At 34.9% G+C, this 17,264-nt stretch carries 14 protein-coding genes and 1 tRNA gene; 7 read left to right on the forward strand and 8 right to left on the reverse strand.

Annotation, left to right across the window (positions count from 1 at the left end):
* Positions 1 to 355 precede the first annotated feature (355 nt).
* The 3 genes from V7077_RS25970 to V7077_RS25980 form a co-directional block, all read right to left on the reverse strand.
* A complete protein-coding gene (locus V7077_RS25970; RefSeq protein WP_335507343.1) occupies positions 356 to 715 on the reverse strand; it encodes a hypothetical protein in 360 nt (119 codons plus the stop codon).
* A 148-nt stretch (positions 716 to 863) separates the two neighbouring features.
* A complete protein-coding gene (locus tag V7077_RS25975) occupies positions 864 to 2,894 on the reverse strand; it encodes a virulence-associated E family protein (protein ID WP_335507345.1) in 2,031 nt (676 codons plus the stop codon).
* A 69-nt stretch (positions 2,895 to 2,963) separates the two neighbouring features.
* A complete protein-coding gene (locus V7077_RS25980) occupies positions 2,964 to 3,728 on the reverse strand; it encodes a hypothetical protein (RefSeq protein ID WP_335507347.1) in 765 nt (254 codons plus the stop codon).
* 682 nt (positions 3,729 to 4,410) lie between these two features.
* On the opposite strand from V7077_RS25980, the gene V7077_RS25985 reads away from it, so the two are divergent.
* Positions 4,411 to 4,623, forward strand: coding sequence for a hypothetical protein (locus tag V7077_RS25985; RefSeq protein WP_335507350.1), 213 nt, complete (start codon positions 4,411 to 4,413; stop codon positions 4,621 to 4,623).
* A gap of 112 nt (positions 4,624 to 4,735) precedes the next feature.
* The gene (locus tag V7077_RS25990; protein WP_335507352.1) at positions 4,736 to 5,356 is read left to right on the forward strand and encodes a hypothetical protein; all 621 of its coding nucleotides are present in this window, start codon (positions 4,736 to 4,738) and stop codon (positions 5,354 to 5,356) included.
* 121 nt (positions 5,357 to 5,477) lie between these two features.
* Here V7077_RS25990 and V7077_RS25995 read toward each other — a convergent pair whose 3' ends face one another.
* The 3 genes from V7077_RS25995 to V7077_RS26005 all read right to left on the reverse strand — a co-directional run bounded on the left by V7077_RS25995 (position 5,478) and on the right by V7077_RS26005 (position 8,381).
* On the reverse strand, positions 5,478 to 6,422 hold the full coding sequence (locus V7077_RS25995; protein WP_335507353.1) for a hypothetical protein: 945 nt from the start codon (positions 6,420 to 6,422) through the stop codon (positions 5,478 to 5,480).
* Positions 6,423 to 6,535: 113 nt separating this feature from the next.
* Positions 6,536 to 7,558 (reverse strand): hypothetical protein, encoded by a 1,023-nt coding sequence (locus tag V7077_RS26000; RefSeq protein ID WP_335507356.1) that lies wholly within the window; start codon positions 7,556 to 7,558, stop codon positions 6,536 to 6,538.
* A 145-nt stretch (positions 7,559 to 7,703) separates the two neighbouring features.
* A complete protein-coding gene (locus V7077_RS26005; RefSeq protein WP_335507359.1) occupies positions 7,704 to 8,381 on the reverse strand; it encodes a helix-turn-helix domain-containing protein in 678 nt (225 codons plus the stop codon).
* Between the two features lie 135 nt (positions 8,382 to 8,516).
* Between V7077_RS26005 and V7077_RS26010 the strand changes: the two genes are divergently transcribed.
* Positions 8,517 to 8,678: a hypothetical protein gene (locus V7077_RS26010; RefSeq protein WP_335507360.1), complete on the forward strand. Its 162-nt coding sequence runs from the start codon at positions 8,517 to 8,519 to the stop codon at positions 8,676 to 8,678.
* A gap of 193 nt (positions 8,679 to 8,871) precedes the next feature.
* Here V7077_RS26010 and V7077_RS26015 read toward each other — a convergent pair whose 3' ends face one another.
* Positions 8,872 to 9,240, reverse strand: coding sequence for a hypothetical protein (locus tag V7077_RS26015; protein ID WP_335507362.1), 369 nt, complete (start codon positions 9,238 to 9,240; stop codon positions 8,872 to 8,874).
* 279 nt (positions 9,241 to 9,519) lie between these two features.
* Here V7077_RS26015 and V7077_RS26020 point away from each other — a divergent pair.
* Positions 9,520 to 9,612: transfer RNA gene (locus tag V7077_RS26020), tRNA-Sec, on the forward strand.
* Positions 9,613 to 9,929: 317 nt separating this feature from the next.
* Here V7077_RS26020 and V7077_RS26025 read toward each other — a convergent pair.
* Positions 9,930 to 11,153, reverse strand: a complete 1,224-nt coding sequence (locus V7077_RS26025; protein WP_335507364.1) for a helix-turn-helix domain-containing protein — start codon at positions 11,151 to 11,153, stop codon at positions 9,930 to 9,932.
* Between the two features lie 133 nt (positions 11,154 to 11,286).
* On the opposite strand from V7077_RS26025, the gene V7077_RS26030 reads away from it, so the two are divergent.
* The 3 genes from V7077_RS26030 (at position 11,287) to V7077_RS26040 (ending at position 17,135) form a co-directional block, all read left to right on the forward strand.
* The gene (locus V7077_RS26030) at positions 11,287 to 13,590 is read left to right on the forward strand and encodes a glycoside hydrolase family 3 C-terminal domain-containing protein (protein ID WP_335507366.1); all 2,304 of its coding nucleotides are present in this window, start codon (positions 11,287 to 11,289) and stop codon (positions 13,588 to 13,590) included.
* A gap of 205 nt (positions 13,591 to 13,795) precedes the next feature.
* Complete coding sequence (locus tag V7077_RS26035; RefSeq protein ID WP_335507370.1) at positions 13,796 to 15,382, forward strand: MDR family MFS transporter; 1,587 nt, start codon at positions 13,796 to 13,798, stop codon at positions 15,380 to 15,382.
* 316 nt (positions 15,383 to 15,698) lie between these two features.
* Positions 15,699 to 17,135 carry an MFS transporter gene (locus tag V7077_RS26040; protein WP_335507368.1) on the forward strand — a complete coding sequence of 479 codons (1,437 nt, stop codon included), beginning with the start codon at positions 15,699 to 15,701 and terminating at the stop codon, positions 17,133 to 17,135.
* The last annotated feature ends 129 nt before the right edge of the window (positions 17,136 to 17,264 follow it).

Below are 17,264 nucleotides of genomic sequence, written 5' to 3' on the forward strand. Positions count from 1 at the left end.
AAAAAGAAAAAGAAAAAGAAAGGAGCGTTAAACACTCTGTTATTTATTATTGCTTTCGTGGTGTTTGCGTATTGTTTTACTATTATTTTTGGTAAATCACCTTGTTTCCACATTAAGACATCAAAAGTAAATGTTCAAATGGCTACTTCGGAATGTAATGTTCCAAAGGACAAATAACAACCATCGAAGCAGCACCGTCTCTGACGGTGTTCTTTTTTATTAACTTATTAACTCTAATTATAAAAATTACTCAGCCTCTTTACTTCTTAGTATTTAGTCAGATTTAGCAAAAAAACTCCATATTAATAAGATAAAGAGGGCTCTCGATTAATGTAAAAGCCCTCTGGCAACAAGGTTAATTATTATACCAACACATTTCGCCATGTTTTAAATCGTTTACTTGGTCCCTATGAGATCCGTCCCAGTTCAGTGCAACCAGTTTTTCAAGGTCTCTGATATTACCGTCAATTATATAGGCATCAACTGCTCGCATTTTTAACTGTACAGTATCGATCTGATTTACATTTTTGTATAAATAGATATCGATTTTGCTTTCAAACCTCCATTTACTGCGAATAATTAAGGAATATTTATTATTAAATACACGTTTAATGTAAAATCCTATATTATCCTTTTCAACACGGTAAGCTTTTTCATCAGTGAATAGGTTTAGGTTTCTGACAATGTGGTTTAAATGTTCATTAGGTTTTTTCATCTTAATTTCCTCCAAGAGTTTATTTGAATATTAGGACACTTGGACACTTCGGACACTGAATTTATTAACTTTCAATATATATCAATTTTATATATCAAAAATGTTAAAATGTTTAGTGTCCTAAGTGTCCTAAGTGTCCAAAAATGAATCATTGAACTTTCTCAAAAGCCATTCCTTTGCCATATCCTTTGATGGTTGTTCGACCACTTATCGGAACATAGTCTTTATGATTCTCAATGATGGCGTTGATTCGCTTGATATCAGAAATTTTAAGGTCTTTTAGCTCACGAATTAAGACCATATCCCAAACCATCTTTGCACTAATGCGGTCACCGACTTTCCAACCACAAGCGTTTGAATCTAAAGCCTCAACAATATCACCCTCGTAAACTCCCAACATTGTATTTTCACGTTGGATTACATTTGCTTGTTTTTCTAAATGAGATGGTAACGCTAATGTACCCTTGTTAGCTTTCATTTCACGGTAAAGGTGTAATGCTTCTGCCCATAATTGTTGAATATCGATTTTGCCTAATACCTTTTCTTGTTCAAACCACTTCATTGTGGCTTCCATTACCCACCATCTTCGACCACCGGTTTCGTCTTTGATTGGCAGATCGTCGTTTGTAGTACCAATGAAGGCACATCTACGAGGATTTGTAACATCGTGTCTACCATAACTTGGACGGTATTTGTCGACTTGACGAGTTAAAAATCCTTTGACTTTTTCAGCTTCTTTCTTTGACATGGCAGATAGTTCGGCAAACTCAACAATTAATTTGCCTACCAAGGACTGCATAGCATCTTTACCTTCTACTGATTCAATACTATCCGTATACCAATCTGCTGATGGAGTAATATATCGACAAAATGAAGATTTACCCAATCCTTGATTACCTTTGAATAAAACAATGTAATCCCATTTACACCCTGGTTCAAATGTACGAGATACCACGGCTTTAAAGAATAGTTTTGTTTGCTCACGAATCAATTCAGTATCTTCCACACCCATATAATCTATGAACAACGTTTCTACACGTTTTACACCATCCCATTGTGGTAAACCGTTGAAATAGTCTTTTACAGGGTCAAACGAGTGTTCATATGCAGTTACGTTTGCTACATCATTAATAGCATCCCTTGGTGAAATACCATAAGTTTCGTCAAGGTATACACGTAACCCTGCATCGTCCGAATCCTCCCATTTATTAGTCCCAGCTACACGCTTCCAAGGAACATCACCAATGATTTCAATTTGTTTAGTAAACTGGTTATAAGCAAAACGACCAATTAATTTAGGGTCATTGTTTAGAATGAGTTTTAAATTTGTACGTGAGGGCAAAATCTTAGAATATTGGTCAACGGTTAAGCTGCGTTCCCAACTACCTAACCAATTATTATCGACACATACTTTTGCTATCTCGTTAATACCATTTTTCTTCATAACATTAACAATATGACCGTATGAGATATTTAAGTTTTCCCCTTTTAAACGTTCATATTTATCATGAGTGGATTCATCACCGCAATCAATTAAAGTACAAATAGATTTTCCTTGATTATCTGTGATTCGTTCCTCTTTGACCATGGTGACAATGCCACCGATAAAAGAAAACCAATTATGATAGTTACCACCCTCGTCAAGATAGCCATTATCTTTTAACTGTTTGGTACATTGATAGAATGAATCGAATTCAAATGTACCATTGAATTTAACAATTTCCATTGGAGGTGACACTATTTTAACGGTACGTTCACTGATAAATAAATTAGGTAGAACCAAGCGTTTACCCTCATTAGAAATATTGCGTAATTTACCGTTTTGTTTTATCGTCACAGATTGAGTACTTTTAATATGCTTAAACTCGATGTCCAACGGAGTAGAACCAATTTGTACTGTTGCTTCTTTAACAAACTTTGTATCAGCAGCTAATCTATCATAGGCAAAGTAAACGTGATAGCCATGTTCAGTTTCCACTATTTGCGTATCAAATTGTTTTATAAAATCAAAGACTTGTTCTTTCGTTAAATGCTTATTTGATTCATTTTTAACGTCAATATCAATAACCACTTCACCTTCTTTCAAAAGATAACCACAGTCTGTAAATATTTCATGTGATTCGGATTGTTTACCATTTGATCTGGCAAATTTTTGACCATTTACATATTCTATATACATTTTATTGCTCTCCTTTTTCCTCATTTTTTTGAATAATTGGTAATTTACGAATTTCTATTTGCTATATCCTTAAAAATTTCTTGGAATCGGTAACTGCTTGTCCCTTGTGGCTTTCAATGGAAGTTCGGCTCTTCCATTCTGACATTCCCAAGTGAACGATAAATTTAAAGCGTGGTTTAAGTATTCTCTGGTTACGATAAAACCTGCATCGTATCCCCCACCATTAAAAGCTACCGTCAAACCGTCCAAATAGACATACTGTGGTACTCCTTTGCTACACTTATTGACTCGTTTCCAGGCTCGCTTGCGTTGTGCTGCCATACGTAAACTAAGTACCTCTGGAACTATAAATCTATCAAGTAGCTTACTTTTACAGTGAAGTCCCACCGTGAGTTGTAGGTTGACTAACGCAAAGAACTTTACAAGCAAATTCTTGATTGTTTGTCGTGTGGTTTTCAACAGTTTCCCAATGGCAGTTAAGGTCATCTCTTTGTTGACCCATAATTCATATGCCAGTGCCATATTTTCGGTAACATCCTCTTTGCTCCCATTAGAATTGCCACCACTATTGAAAAACCATTTCACTTGAAAACGAATATGTTCAAATACTGTTACCTTATTAGCCAAACAGCCTAATGAACCTTGGACATTATTAATACGAATCCAGTCCAGATCCACTTTTCCCCCCCAAGTACAAAGAGATTTTTCTCTCTTGTAGTTTGTTGTTCCTAGTTTCCCTGCTATCTGCACGGCTTGTTGCTCCAATGCTTTGTCGATTCCTTTTTTGATTGCCACTCCTGTTCCATGGTATTTGTATAAATAATCATTTCTCACCTTTTTCACCTCCCTTACAAAGTAGATATCGTAATAGGTAGTTGAAATTTCACGATGGGGTTAGCAAAAAGTTGATTTCTAAACTTAAACCCATTAATTTGGTGTGAATTCACTTGCCTTACACCCTTGTATCGTAAGAAGTAGTTGAAATTCACAAATCGTTTTTAAAAAATGTTTTCAAGTGATATTTGATTATTAATTTTTGATGGCAACATTATTTGCTTAAAAAAATAACCCTTCCGAAATAGAAGAGTTACTTAGAAAAAAGTATTTTTGAGTTATCTACAAAAGGTGGTTACTATTTGCACTTTTTTGGGACATATATGTAAGGGGGGGGCGAGTGACTTTTACATTCTTCCTTTCTTTGCTAGGCATCTAATCAAACGCTTACTGGGATGTGTTGTATTTAGCTTATAGCTATTTATTAAATCCCAGCTCTTCCTGTGATCTGTTACGGAAATAACATGTCATACGAGTTTTCTATTTTGCTTTCCATAGACTGTCGTGAGATAGCCCAAATACCTCCTTTGAGAAATAAAGATTTCAGTTTCCTAGTCTGTAAGGTTACCAGGAAAATCGTATCCGTCATTTGACACTGAGGATTCCACTTTCATTTTTGGGACAGTGAGGCCGGACAAGGTGAAAGGCTTGTCATACTATTTGACCGAAAGGGGGGAGCAACATGGGGTTAAAAGAAACGAGGATTTACGAATATGAACCTGATATTGAAGTTCGAACAGTTATAAAAGGTGGAAAAAGGTTCTTTTATAATTATCGAGACAATGTGCTAATTAAAAAAGTTCTTGATATGGATTTAAGAGAAAATCAGAAATTGAAAGAAGCGGAAGCATATCTAAAACAAACCAAAATTCAACAAAAGAAATACAAAAAGTAGTTCAAGTGTTTTAGAGGGTGTGAAGCCTGTCGAGATTAGGCTCTCGGCACACCCTTTAAAGCATTTGATGATTATCTAAACACAAATTAACTATCAAGGGGAAATGAACATAATGAAAATTACTCACGCTGGATTTAAAGAAGAAAAAGAAGTATTAAACATCCCAAAATCAAACCTAAAGGAATTATATATATCTAGGATTCCTAAAGTAATGAATAATAAATCAGCAGCTGCAGTTGTTGAAAAACTCACTAATCATATTGACCGTGTACAGAATATTCAACATGAATTGATAGAAAAGAAAAACGAGGTAATCGATCTGCAAAAACAGTCCGCAACATTAGAGGGACAATATCAGAAGAGTATGGATAGGAAGATTCTTCGTGCAAAAATGGAATGTGATGCTGAAATTGACATTCTTGAAAAAGAAATCAAAACGTTATCCATGAAGACTCAAAATTTACCTTCGTGGAAGTTAGATATTCCAGAAAGCGACTTAGATGTTCTTGCTTCAGCATATAATCCGTTAGCTGAACGTGAAATGCAACTATATGAAGCTGTTATTAGGGCACACAAAGAATTTGTTCAAGCACGTAATACTTTCATTGCAGAATACAAAGCCAATCAAGAAATGTATGGAACAATATTAGAACTTGCTTCACGAGGTTCAGGTCAACTAATAGAGCATAAACTGGATAGGATACCATCACATAAGATTAATGAATTAAGTTAAACCATTCGCAATGATTATTACACTAAAAATTAGTAAAGGTACACCACTTTATTCTTAGTGATGTACCTCTTTTATAACTGTAAATAAACTAAATATTAAAATTAAATCCAATATTATAAGGTCAAATTAAGACTGAATTTTCAGCTGGTACAGAATTAAATTTGCCTTGTAATAACCAACTTGTTGATTCATGTTTTTCGAACTTTCCTCCAATGCCTAACCCATATTTTAATACTTTGGCGTTAAAATCAGCGTTAACATTAAAGTCTTCTTTATATTCTAATTGAAGGGAAAATTTATCCAAATTAAATTTTAATCGACCACGAACTATTTCCTTCCATGTGTTCTCATGTTCATACCAAACTAAATTGTCTGGTAACTGTGGTGTTACCTTATTATTTGGAAGATGGAATTCACTAATAATACCACTAGCTGAGTTTTGTTTAGAATCGAAATTCACTTTAGAATTAATAGGTACACCATCAACAGAGAAATTACCATTCATATTACTAGCAAAATCTCTTTTCCAACCTGTCTTATGTACAACTTTTATTTCGGTTGCCCCTAAATGAAGTAATAGATTAATAGCTTCTGCCCACTTGTGTTCAAAGGTTAGCCTATGAAAATTAGCAAATGGAAAGTAGGTATCCTTCTCTACTGGATGTGCAACATAAACTGTGTTTTCCAATGGATGACCAACTTGGAATTTTAGTTTCGACTGCTCTTCTAAAACGATAGGTTTAATATCCTCATTTTCCCAAACATTATCCATTGTCAAGTCTTTCCCATTTGATTTTTCCTTGATGTTTCCAAAAACATTAGTTACAAGATTTACTGAAGGTGCTAATGTCATCTTCGTCCACTTTTTTTGTTTAAAATTATCAACTATTCTCGAAGGATTGAATGAATCGTGAAAGGTTTCTTTTAGCGAATCAAATACCACATCTGCAGTATCCTCAAGAAAATTACCATCTTTTTTTGATTTTAAATCGTTGTATCCATTCACTATATAAATAAATTGTCTTTGACGGTATGGCAGTGATAATAGTTTTTCTTCTCTGCTCATAAAACAGCTCCTAGTTTTTTGTTAAATTTTATCATATTACCATGATTATAGTACTACTCTCATTGAAATTACATAATTATTTTCTACTAGCTAAATTTCAAAATAAATAGCGATTATTTAAGTTTTGTAAAAGCAATCCTTGCGTCTACAGGGATTTCATGAAAACTACCATCTTGGTTCCTAATAAAGGATACACACTTCTTTTCTTTAGATGAGTATATACTTTCAAAATCAATTTCGTAAAAGTGCGATAAATAATAGTGTAAAAGTTTTGCATATACAAGTTCGTCCCAATCATCATAATAATAAGATGATGACATACTATAAACTTTCAAAGGTCCATTTCCTTCGGTAATAGCATGAAATATATAAGTAGGAGAATGTTGTAACAAATAACTGCTATATATTAACTTGGTCGCAATCTCTAAAAATTGAATGTTATGAAGTTTACAGCCTTGAAGCTTGTTAAAATAATCTTCTTTTTCTGCTTGATGAATGCCATTGTCTTGTAAATGGGCAAATATTATAACCTTTCCTAAATTTATAGAGAAAGTTAAAGTAACTAGTCCATCTACATAATTGAAAATTCCTTTTGTCTCGGATTCCTGCCCTTCAACAATGTGAATAGACCAAGGTTGAAATTCTTCAAATTCAATTGGAAACCTAACTGATTGAAGAAAAGTATGTGACATTCTGAATTGTTTTAAAAGCTCTGGTGTTGTGATTGTACCAACTGAAGGGTTTCTTCTATCACTTACTAAAGACAATTCTTTAAATAACAGTCCATAAAAAATCTTAGAAATCCATTGAAATATTATCTTATTATCAATCTTTGAAAAACCTTCATATCCATCTTCTAGACCTTGTCTAACTATATTTTCAATTCTTGATAAGTGTTCATTGTTACATTCATTACAACAAGGAATCCTTAGCATCCTATAAGGGATAAGCGTTCCATTTAATAAGGTAATTGTACTATTCCAAAGATTAAATTTTTCTAAAAGCCACTTTGGAAAAATGTGTTCTTCAGATTCATTTTGATTTGTTAAAGGTGTACCGCATAAAAAACAACAGTCATATGAAAAGCTCATTCTTTCAAAAGGATTATAATACTCTATTTCATTTTGTGCCTCCATGTAATCACCCCAATTTAGTTTTATATAAATAGAAGGAATTTTGCAACAACATTTTTTTGTTCTTATTGAGATTCAAAATCTAGATTTTAATTAAGTTCTCATTCTAGTGTTTCTTTTTCAAATCTTCTATATTTTTGTTAATATGTCAAAACCCAGCCTCGCTCAACTTTACTAGTAGTTCTTGGACACTTTTCTTTTTCTTCTTTAGGGTTTGCTCTTCCTTCACAGATAGTTTTGAATAATAGTCCTTTGAATCCTCGAACCAATCAGGAATAACCTCAGTCCTGATCACTTTCTTACTCCACTTTTGACCATTAAATTGATTCAATTTTAGATACTCATTGTAATCCTGCTTTTGACTTATATTGGACTTATTTTCCTTCTTTGATTCAATTACATCATCTACATTTTCAACCATCTCTTTTACCTTAGATACTACTAGTCGAGCCTTGTTTTTAACCTCCCTTACACCCTCAATGATAACCTTTTTGACTTTCTTTAAAGGAGTGAAAGGTAAAAGTTGGATTAGGTTAGTAGTTTGACGAATTTTCCCAGTTAATTCATCAAGTTCCTTTCTCGGAGAAACTGCAAATATATTTAATTGCTCCGCTTTCTTAACAGTATTTTGAACAGTACGGACTGAACACCCTACAGCCTGTGCAATTGTTGAGTTTGATTCAAAGAATGAACCGTGGTATTTACGTAACTTAGAGATTATGTATTTGATTACTGCTTTTCCTTGTGAGCCGAAGGAACGAAGTTTTTCCATCATATGTTTGTTGCCGTGTTCGAAGATTAGTTCGGAGGATATTATGACTGTCATAGTGTTCACCTCGTTTCTATGATATAATGGTTGTATCAAAGTGGCGTAACCACTTATTAAATTCATATTACATCAAAGTGGCGTAACTGTAAAGGAATAGTTACTCCTGTTTATAAATTATTAGAGGTGAAATAAATGGCATACATTAACAAGCAGAAATTAAATATAGGTGTCACAAAAGAGGTTTCAGAATGGGTAAAAGAAAAGGCAAAAAGTAGAGGTATGTCAGCAAGTGTTTATATTGAACAACTGATAAGATCAGAAATGGAAAAGGATACAAAGAAGGATAGTCAATAAGGGCTGTTCTTTTTTTATTATCTTTCCTTTTTAAAACATTCTTTTTTTTAAAACTCTATTTTTGGTTGAAAAGATGGGTGCAAGGTTTAGTATGCAGACCCCTATGAAAGTAGATGAACAATTCAGAAATATTAAACGTCAAAAAAAGACCGCTCCATCAACAGGAACGTTATTATTATTCTATTCTATTCTATTATATGTAAACCCTATCCATACTATCTATAATAAATTTACCAAATGGACTTATTCCAAATTCCTTTTCAAGAAATATTCCTATCTTATCATGAATGAGACTACATACTTCAGCATATTTTTTCCTATTCTCAGCGTAATCTTTATGTTTAACTACATACATCCACATTCGTCCATAATCCTTTAAACGTTTTATCCCATATTTTCTCTCATATCCTTTGACTGGGATATTAATTATGTCTATGCATACTACCTTGTTTAAATAAACATAATCAAGGTACTCAATCTCGAAGCGTTTTTCTAAGAGGTTAGGTAGTGCTTTTGTTTCACCTTGTTCCCTAATTTGGACACCATTTACTGTTTGAAACATATATTTCCCCCCCCTAACAAAATGAAAAAGATACAATGAAAGTATATCATTACTATAACTGTAAATTTTTTTAGAATGATTACGATTCTGTGTACAAAGCCAAATAAACTTCCCAAGATGGACGATCTGTTGTTATTAAGGGTTCTTTTTTTGATTTTGACAATATTATCAAAAAGAGACTATAATAAAACTGTAATGGTTGAACGAAAACCGTATCAGAACTAACAAAAAGTCCGTATTGGTAGAAATATATTTGGTGATTTAGAAAGGTTTTGGAAAGGGAATGGGGTACTGGTGTCCTCCACAGTCTTCAAAACTGCTTGAGACCTGCGTGCCAGGTCTGGTGGGTTCGATTCCCACGCAGTCCCGCCAAAATAACCTTTTCAATCATTTACATAACCTCTCACCTCTACAGTCTTTTGTTGATTTTAAATGAAACCTTGTGTAACCGAGGACTAAAGACTAGGAATGTTCAGACCTTCAAATTATTATATTTGGAGGTTTTTTGTATGTGTAAAAGTGTGAGAAAGCTTGAGAACGGTGTTTGAAAGATTTACAATGTTTAAGATGTTTGAGGGGTATATGTGCTTTAAACAATATGAGGGTTTAGCACCCCGGGCCATTAAGGATCATGGGATTCGTTTTTTAATAGAACTTAAAACAAAAAAAGCAGCTGGCTCCGCTGCCTTTTATTCATGTATGGCTTTTGCTTGCCCGTTTTTAAATTGTTTAGGAGTGACTCCAGTAAACTTCTTAAATATCTTAATAAAATAACTTTGATCATTGAAATTAAGTAGAGAGCAAATTTCCGGGAGTGTATGGGTTGAATCTTTTAATAGTTTTTTCGCTTCTTCCACTTTCTCTCTTTGAATATAGTCGCCAAGAGGCGTCCCTAACTCCTTTTTGAATAATCGGGACAAATAAGCCGGATTGAGATAAACCATTTCCGCTAGATCAGCAATAATAATTTTCTCGTAAATATGCTTAAAGATATAATCTTGGCAGACCAATACTGGCTTTGAGTATTGATGTTGTTTCCTCTTTTGGACCCGGTCGCAAAACTCGATAAATGCCTTTCCCATTAAACCATTTATTTCACTAACTGCAGATAATTCTTCTACCTTTTGAATGTATAGATCACTCATGGTATAGGCTAATTCTGGCTGAAGTCCCCCTTCTATCGCTGCCCTTGTATAGAGGGCGATTCCACAGATAGCCAAATTTTTTTCGTTTCTTAATTGACTTTTCTTTGATAAGACACCCATTCCTTCGGGAGGGTTTAAAGCAACATATTCAGTTAATATTTCTTTCCGTCCTTCTTTGATTGCTTGAAGGAAAAGATTTTCAAAAGAAGGATCATGATGAAACGAGATATTTTGACGATTCACAGTCATATGGGATTCGACGTTCCTTGAATCTTCATTATTATTTTCAATTATCGCATTCTGATGGAGGACCTCTCCGATATCAAGTTTCTTTTGGAAAATTAAGTAATAAAGCAACAAACCTGTATGTATGAATTTTAATGAATTCATAACAGGTAGTTCCTGGTAGTATGAAATTAACTCATTTTTATAAATATATGAAATCTTATAGTCGTTCATTATACCGGAGATGACATCTTCTGACATCCTGTTATATAGACAAGGTCCTGCAATGATTGAGCCAGTTTCAAGAGTGATTATTAAGTAATTTTCTAAATAATTGGTTGTCTTGATCACGGGAAAATCCAAAGGAACATCTGTATATAGGAGCTGTGATAACAGCTCTTTTTTATTCGAATTAATCGGGTTTTGAATAAAAGGTGTTGGAAACTCTATTTTAATTTCACTATTAGTATCTAGAAAAGTAACAGGAATTTTACAGGATTCAAAAACTAATCTGCTAATATACTCCAATTCGTCGAATTTCATCACAGGCACCCCAATTTTTTAAAAAGATATACAAATAATGCGATTTTTGTACAAATCGTAACATAAAAACGGTTTCAAAAGCAATACAATAATTTCAACTCGAGGACCATGATGTAAAGGAGAGAAAAGCATTTTGCAAAGAAATATTAAACAACTAATTTCAAAAATGACACTGGAAGAGAAAGCGAGCTTGTGTTCGGGTCTTAGTTTCTGGCGTACTAAAGGGATTGAAAGATTAGGTATTCCATCCATCGTTTTAACAGATGGTCCCCATGGTCTAAGGAAACAAAAAGAAGGTGCAGATCATTTAGGATTAAACGAAAGTGTTCCAGCTACCTGTTTTCCTTCAGCTGCTGGATTAGCTTGTTCATGGGATAGAAATTTGATAGAAAAGGTTGGTGTCGCATTAGGGGAAGAATGCCAAGCAGAGGATGTAGCCATTTTACTTGGGCCTGGTGCAAACATAAAGCGTTCCCCGTTATGTGGCAGAAACTTTGAATATTTTTCAGAAGATCCCTATTTATCATCTGAACTCGCCGCAAGCCATATTAATGGCGTACAGAGTCAAGGAGTAGGGACTTCCTTAAAGCATTTCGCTGCCAATAACCAAGAACACCGTAGAATGTCGGTTGATTCGGTTGTTGATGAAAGAACATTACGAGAGATTTATCTTGCGAGCTTTGAAGGGGCTGTTAAGAAAGCGCAACCGTGGACCGTTATGAGTGCTTACAACAAGGTAAATGGTACTTATGCATCAGAAAACGAATATTTGTTAACTACTATTTTAAAAGAAGAATGGGGACATGAAGGGTTCGTTGTTACTGACTGGGGAGCGGTTGATAATCGTGTTAACGGTTTGGCTGCCGGGCTTGAACTTGAAATGCCGCCAACAGGAGGATTGAGCGACCAGCAAATTGTAGAAGCCGTAGTGAATGGTCAAGTTTCGGAGGAAAAGTTAGACCAGGCAGTAGAACGATTATTAACGGTTATCTTTAAAGCAGTTGACAATAAAAAAGAAAACGCAGTTTATGATATAGAAAACCATCACCATCTGGCAAGGCAAGTTGCAAGTGAGAGCATGATTCTCTTGAAAAATGAAGAATGTATTCTTCCACTAAAAAAAGAAGGAACGATTGCCGTCATTGGAGCCTTCGCAAAATCTCCGAGATACCAAGGGGGGGGGAGTTCTCACATTAACCCTACTAAACTTGATAATATCTTTGAAGAGATTGAAAAATCAGCTGGCAGTGACTCAAAAGTGATTTATGCACAAGGTTATGATTTAAATATGGATGATACTAACAACCAACTTCTGCAAGAAGCAAGGGAAGCGGCACGTCAATCCTCCGTTACGGTTATATTTGTCGGGCTACCCGATCGATACGAATCTGAAGGTTATGACAGAGAGCATTTACGAATTCCTAAAAATCAGTCAAGACTAATTGAAGCAGTTGCTGAAGAGCAAAAGAACCTAGTAGTTGTTCTAAGCAATGGCGCGCCAATTGAAATGCCTTGGATCGACAGTGTAAAAGGATTGCTTGAAGGTTATTTAGGAGGTCAGGCATTAGGAGGAGCAATTGCTGATTTATTATTTGGTGATACAAATCCTTCTGGCAAATTAGCAGAAACCTTTCCCGTTCGTTTAAAAGATAATCCTTCTTTCCTAAATTTTCCTGGAGAAGGCGATAAAGTTGAATATAAAGAAGGATTGTTCGTTGGATACCGCTATTATGATACTAAGGAAGTAAAACCATTATTCCCATTTGGTTATGGACTGAGCTATACCAATTTTGAATACTCCAACTTGTCGTTAAGTAAAAAGGAAATGAAAGATACAGAAACGCTTACCGTTTCTGTTAATGTAAAAAACATCGGCCAAGCAGCAGGTAAAGAAATCGTTCAGTTGTATGTAAGAGATGTAGAAAGCAGTGTTATTAGACCTGAAAAAGAGTTAAAAGGTTTTGAGAAAGTATTTCTTCAACCAGGTGAGGAAAAGACAGTAACGTTTGAATTAAACAAAAGGGCCTTTGCTTATTATAATGTCTCCTTAAAGGATTGGCATGTAGAGAACGGCGAATATGAAATTTTAATTGGAAAGTCATCACAAGAGATTGTTGTAAAAGAAGTTATTAATGTTGTCTCCACTGTTCAAGTCAGAAAGGTCTTTACCCAAAACACTCCAATGGGGGATATGATGACAGACCCCATCGCTGGTCCAATCATTATGGATTTCCTTTCAAGCCTAGGTCAAAGTATGGGAGCACCACAGTCAGCAAATGAACAATCAGATATGATTAATGCGATGATGAAATACATGCCATTGCGTGCATTGGTTTCATTTAGTAGTGGTGCTTTCACATATGACATGCTAAATGGATTACTACTTCACTTAAACCAGGTTTCGGAAAATAAAGATCTAACCTCAGAGGTTATTTAAATATATTACTTTTCCCCCGCTTCATTTAATGCAGGCGGGGTTTTTAAAGTAAATAGGTTAACGTTGTATAAAGAATTTCTATATCAATAGTTCTATATAAAGGAAGGGACTTTGGTTTTATATAAAATAGTCGCATATTAATTTGTAGAATGTTTTAGTAAAGGATGGTATTGTGATTCCGATTGATAAATTACAAGAAAATGAGTTGAATAAGCCACTTAAGCATCAAAAATTGCTGCTTGCTGGTTTATTTATTGCGATGTTATTTGGAGCATTAGATGGGACCATTGTGGGAACAGCTATGCCGCGGATTGTCGGAGAATTAGGAGGCCTTGGATTAATGGCTTGGTTAACAACCTCCTACATGTTAACCTCAACAGTTATTGTCCCAATCGCGGGTAAATTATCAGATTTAATAGGAAGAAAGGTTGTGTATGTTTCAGGTCTGGTACTATTTATAATTGGTTCAGCACTTTGTGGGATTGCTCAGGGGATGAACGAGCTAATTATATATCGTGCCTTCCAAGGGCTAGGTGGCGGAATAATGATGCCGATGGCTTTTATTATCGTAGGTGATATGTTTCAAGGGCCACAAAGAGCAAAGTGGCAGGGGATATTTGGTTCACTTTATGGTGTGGCTAGTATCATTGGTCCTCAAGCAGGCGGGTGGATTGTAGATTCATGGAACTGGAGATGGGTCTTTTATATTAATCTTCCTGTTGGAATAGTTGCAACCTTTTTAATAGCCTATGGCTTGCCTAAACACCGAAAGGCTGGCAAAGTAATCTTTGATATTCCAGGGATTATTTCCATGGTGGTAGGAGTTGTGGGATTCCTCCTTGCCTTAACATTTGGAGGTAAGGAGTATGCTTGGTCTTCATGGCAGATTATTGGTCTATTGTTTGTCTCTATTATTGCTCTGATAGCTTTTGTTTTCATCGAAAATAAGGCTGTGGAACCTATCCTACCGATAAGCCTATTTAAGAGTAAAATTTTTACCGTTACCAACATGATTGGCTTTTTGGTAAGTATAGGAATGTTTGGTGCTATGATGTTTGTTCCTTTATTTATGCAAGGGATTGTTGGCGTAAGTGCATCCGCGTCAGGAACCATTATGATGCCGATGACGGTAACCATGATTATAGCCAGTATAATTAGCGGTTTGTTTATTCACAAAACTGGTGTACGAGTACAAATGACAGCCGGTCTTATCCTTATGGCAGCAGGGTTTATATTTCTTTCCGTGATGGGTATGAATACCACGAAATTAGCTGCCTCTTTATATAGTTTGATAATAGGAATTGGATTAGGGCTTATCATGCCGAGTTTGACGTTAGTCTTACAAGAGAGCTTTCCTGATTCAGAGCTAGGAGTTGTTACATCATCAAGCACATTCTTTAGGCAAATTGGCGGTACTTTTGGGATGACGTTCCTTGGAGCTGTGATGAATCAAAGGTCAGGCCAATATTTAATCGATCACCTATATCCTGTTTTGAATCAGTTACCAAAGGAAGCTGCACCTTTAAAAACACAAATTATAACTGAAATAAATAAAGATCCGCAGAGCCTATTTTCAGCACTTCTTAGCCCAGAAGCTATAGCTAAATTACCGAATGTGATGATAGAAAAAATTGTACCTATCATGAAAGCTGCACTTGTTGATTCTCTTCATACGGTATTTATCTATAGTGTGGGATTCGTTTTATTAGGATTAATTTTAGTTCCATTTATGGGGAAGATTCAAATCTCAACTCAAGTAAAATCTAAAAATAAAGTACCTCAGGTTCATTAGATCTATCATGATGGCGGACGCCTCATGGTCTCAAATAAAATTTAAAAAAACAATTTTTCGAAACGCATATAACAATAAAATGATAAAAAACGGTAGGATCTATATCCTATCGTTTTTTTAAAGATTGAAAATTAAAAAAATAAAAAAATAGTATAAGGTATGCATATAATACTATTTTTGTACAAATCACAATATAAAACCGCTTACAAGTCCTATAAGATTAGTATTAACAACAGGAGGGAAATCACTGACCGGTCTGTTTCCTTCTTGTTAGAATTAATTATAAGCTGATAGGATTAAATCACGAGGAGACGGTATGATGAAAGCTGAAAAAGAGGTCTTAAATCCGAATATGCCATCTATAAAAAAGAAAAAAGAACTTGGGCTTGATTCTCAAGGGATACAAAAAACAATGAGATTACGTCATTATCTTGGTGACGGAGCAGGCCAGATCGCCTTAAATTCTCTCAATGGTTTAATAGGAATCCTTACTTATTTCTATACAGACAAGGTTGGTATAGCCGCAGCAACAGTTGGTACTATTATGCTGGTAACAAAAATCCTTGATGCCATAGCAGATCTTGTCATGGGGAAAGTTGTTGATACAACAAAGTCCAAATATGGGAAGGCACGTCCTTGGATGTTATGGACAGCAATCCCTACTCTTTTGGCTATTATTTTACTTTTTACCGTACCATCTCATGCATCTGGTGCTACTAAAAATATGTATGCTTTTGCAACCGTTATCTTTGCGAATCTTTTGATCACTGCTATTGCCATCCCATATGGCGGTTTAATGGCAATGCGTACTAGGAGTTCGGAAGAGCGTGGGAAAATTGGGATTACACGTGCTATTTTTGGCTACCTTATTGGAATGATAATTGCTATTATTTTAATACCATTAACAAACATGCTAGGTGGCGGACAAGTTGCTTGGATAGAAGTTGCAGTGGTATTAGGTGTATTATCCAGCATATCTTTGTTTCTAACATTCCTTTCTTCAAAGGAGGATAATAAAGAAGTATCTTTAAGTGAGAAGGAAGATAGTGTACCGTTTTTGGAGAGTATTAGATTATTGTTTAAGAATAAATATTGGGTAATGATGCTGTTTGCGCAGTTATTCGCTAATATGCTGATTACACTTACTGGCTCATCAGGAATTTATTATACAAAATATATTCTTGGTAATGAAAATCTCGTTGGTATTATGGGTGCGGTTGGACTTATCCCCGTAGTATTAGGATTTGTTGCAGTTGGCCCAATGATTAAAAAGTTTGGCCTTGCAAAAACCACTAGGATTGGTTTTATTTTAGGGATAATCGCTTCAGTGGTTCGCTGCTTTATGCCTTACAATTTTATAGCAGCATTAGTTCTAGGAAGTATTACTACCTTTGCCACAATTCCTATGATGGCAGTGGGAGGAGTATTAGTTAATAATACAGTCGAATATGGTGAATGGAAGTTTGGTAAAAGATTAGTGGGTATGGCTAACAGTGCAAACAGTTTTGGAGTGAAAGTAGGGACTGGTTTAGCTGCAGCTATGGTTGGTTGGATTCTTGCATTTGGTAAGTACGATGGAAGTTTAGCAACACAGCCTCATTCTGCTATAACTAGTATTTTAGTTCTAACTATATATCTTCCATTGGCTTTGCAAGTCATCACTTATGTGCTTCTTCAAAAGTATGATTTAGATGGGAAATATCCGCAGATTGTAAAAGAGTTAGAGGATAGAAAAGCAAATAAATTGAATTAATAGTAAAGTTAACACGAAAGAGAACATTTGGATTGATTTCTAAAATGTTCTCTTTTTTATTGATACCTAGTGATATTCTTTAAATAAATTTCTATTGCTAAAAAGGAAATTATTAATTTAATTAAAAGA

It is taken from the genome of Neobacillus vireti (assembly GCF_036962465.1).
GTDB classification, from domain to species: Bacteria; Bacillota; Bacilli; order Bacillales; family Cytobacillaceae; genus Neobacillus; species Neobacillus vireti_B.